The organism is Streptomyces sp. NPDC047515 (assembly GCF_040643055.1).
GTDB lineage: Bacteria > Actinomycetota > Actinomycetes > Streptomycetales > Streptomycetaceae > Streptomyces.
Window position 1 is genome coordinate 1 of sequence record NZ_JBEYTM010000153.1, and the last position, 2,188, is coordinate 2,188.

A 2,188-nucleotide genomic window follows, 5' to 3' on the forward strand; every position below is an offset into this window, starting at 1 on the left:
GACATCTCGAAAGCGTGGAGAACGGCCGCCTCCGCTGTCACGCGAACGACCCCAGATCAGCAGGTCGGGTGACAGGCGAGGTAAAACGCCAAGCTTAGAGGGTGAAGGCCATGGAAGATGCCTGGGAATCTGGAGCGGGCGTTCAAGAACCTCCCGGCGTAAGGGGCGTGGAACGGTTGGAAGGTTGTCCTGGGAACTGGAGAGGGCCTCCTCGGCCCCGGGTCTGCGGCCCGGGAAGCAGGGCCCGCCTATAACCGGTGGAGCCGGGAAGTGGCGGGCTGCCGAGAGGCAGTCGGAGGGGGTCGTAGTAGTGCCGATCGGCGGGACAACACAACCCGTCAGGAGCGAAGGGCCCCTGCTTCATCGATGCGTGTCGTGTGTGAGGAGGTGGCTCGGGTGAGTGCCGCAATGGCTAGTTCCGCACGCCGGGAGGAAGGCGTCGCTCGACTGGATGGCCGGCCTTTGGACAAGGTCCGTGCCTTGCAGTGGACGCTCTACCGCTGTGCCAAGCAAGATCCTGAACGTCGGTTCCATGCCCTGTATGGCCATGTCTTTCGCAGAGATGTCTTGTGGCGGGCCTGGGCCGGGGTGTGTGCGAACCGGGGCGCTCCCGGCGTGGACGGGGTGACCGTCGATGCTGTGACCGACTCCGGGGTGGAGGAGTTCCTCCATGATTTGTCGCAGCAACTGCGGGCGCATGCGTATCGCCCGTCACCGCTGCGGCGAGTCGTGATCCCCAAGCCGGGGCGGCCGGGAGAGTTCCGGCCGCTTTCGATCCCCACGGTAGCTGACCGAGTGGTGATGACCGCCGCGAAACTGGTTCTCGAACCGGTCTTCGAAGCGGACTTCCTGCCGGTCAGCTACGGGTTCCGGCCCAAGCGGTCCGCGATCGACGCGTGCGAGAGCGTACGCGTGGAGGCGAACCGGGGCAGGGAGTGGGTGCTTGAGGCCGACATCCGCGACTGCTTCGGATCGATCCGGCATGACGCCCTGCTGGCCCAGGCGGCCCGGCGCGTCGTGGACGGCCCGATGCTGAAGCTGATCCGGATGTGGCTGCGGGCGGGAGTTCTGGAGGACGGGGCGACCGGCTCGGAAGGAGCAGGGACCCCACAGGGCTCACCGATCTCACCGTTGCTCGCCAATATTGCTCTGCACGTCCTGGACGCTGCATGGCAGCGAGGCGGGCACCGGCTCGGGGGATCCTGTGCCCGACCAGGGAACGTGCCGTGCAGGCACGGGAACTGGCCGGGGAGGTGCTGGACCGCCTCGGATTGCAGTTGCATCCGGGGAAGACCGGCATCGTCCACCTCGCCAGGGGTGGGCAGGGTTTCGATTTTCTCGGCTTCCACCACCAGAAGGTGGAATCGTGGCGTCGCCGTGGCAGGTTTCACCTGCAACGATGGCCGTCTCAGCGGGCGATGGGGGTGCTGCGGGACAAGATCCGGGCGGCGACCGACCGTCGTCACGTGGGACGGTCATTGTCGGCCGTGGTCGCCGACTTGAACCCGGTCCTGCGGGGCTGGGCGGCGTACTTCCGCAACGGCAATTCCGCCGGGAAGTTCTCTACGATCGACAGCTACGTCCACGAGCGTCTCGCGATCTTCGACAATCGCAAGCGCGGCATCCCGGGCAGAAAGTGGGGCAAGCGCCACGACGGCGCGTGGTTCGCCAGGCTCGGAGCCTTTCGCCTGTCTGGAAACGTGCGCAGGGTGGCGGTGCATGCCAGCCGGTGAACGATGTCGGTAAGCCGTGTGCGCGAGAAGCGCATGCACGGTTTGACGGGCGGGGGCTGGAAACGGAGCCCTCACAGGCCACCGCGCCAGTCCCCGACCCTACTCAGGCGTCGCCCGCCACGGCACTCCTGCGGCTTTGCCTTGGAAAGGGCCTCTGGCCTGCGTCGGAGGCTCTTTCTGGTCTTTCAGGAGCTTGCTGCGTTGGGCGGCGAGAAGTCCCTCGGGAGTCCCTCGGACAGCGCTGAAAGTCCCTGAAAAGCCCCTGGGGCGGAGGGGCGGGCGAGGCCTCTGAGCTGGTTCGGATCGATGAGGCATGGCGCTGCTGCTCCATCTTGCGGCTCTGCAACTGCCGCGAGGGCAGACTAGTAGGGCTTTGTTAGGTTCTGTGGTGGGGTTCGGGGGTTGGTGCGGGTTGGCCGCATATCGAGCAGGCGCCGGTCCAGGTGGCCAGGAGG

General features: G+C 66.5%; 1 protein-coding gene and 1 pseudogene. Both read left to right on the top strand.

Annotation, left to right across the window (positions count from 1 at the left end):
* Positions 1-408: 408 nt before the first annotated feature.
* Positions 409-1,167: pseudogene (locus ABZ826_RS39190) on the top strand (reverse transcriptase domain-containing protein); the annotation flags it as partial.
* Positions 1,168-1,226: 59 nt separating this feature from the next.
* A complete protein-coding gene (locus tag ABZ826_RS39195) occupies positions 1,227-1,733 on the top strand; it encodes a group II intron maturase-specific domain-containing protein (RefSeq protein WP_361459359.1) in 507 nt (168 codons plus the stop codon).
* The last annotated feature ends 455 nt before the right edge of the window (positions 1,734-2,188 follow it).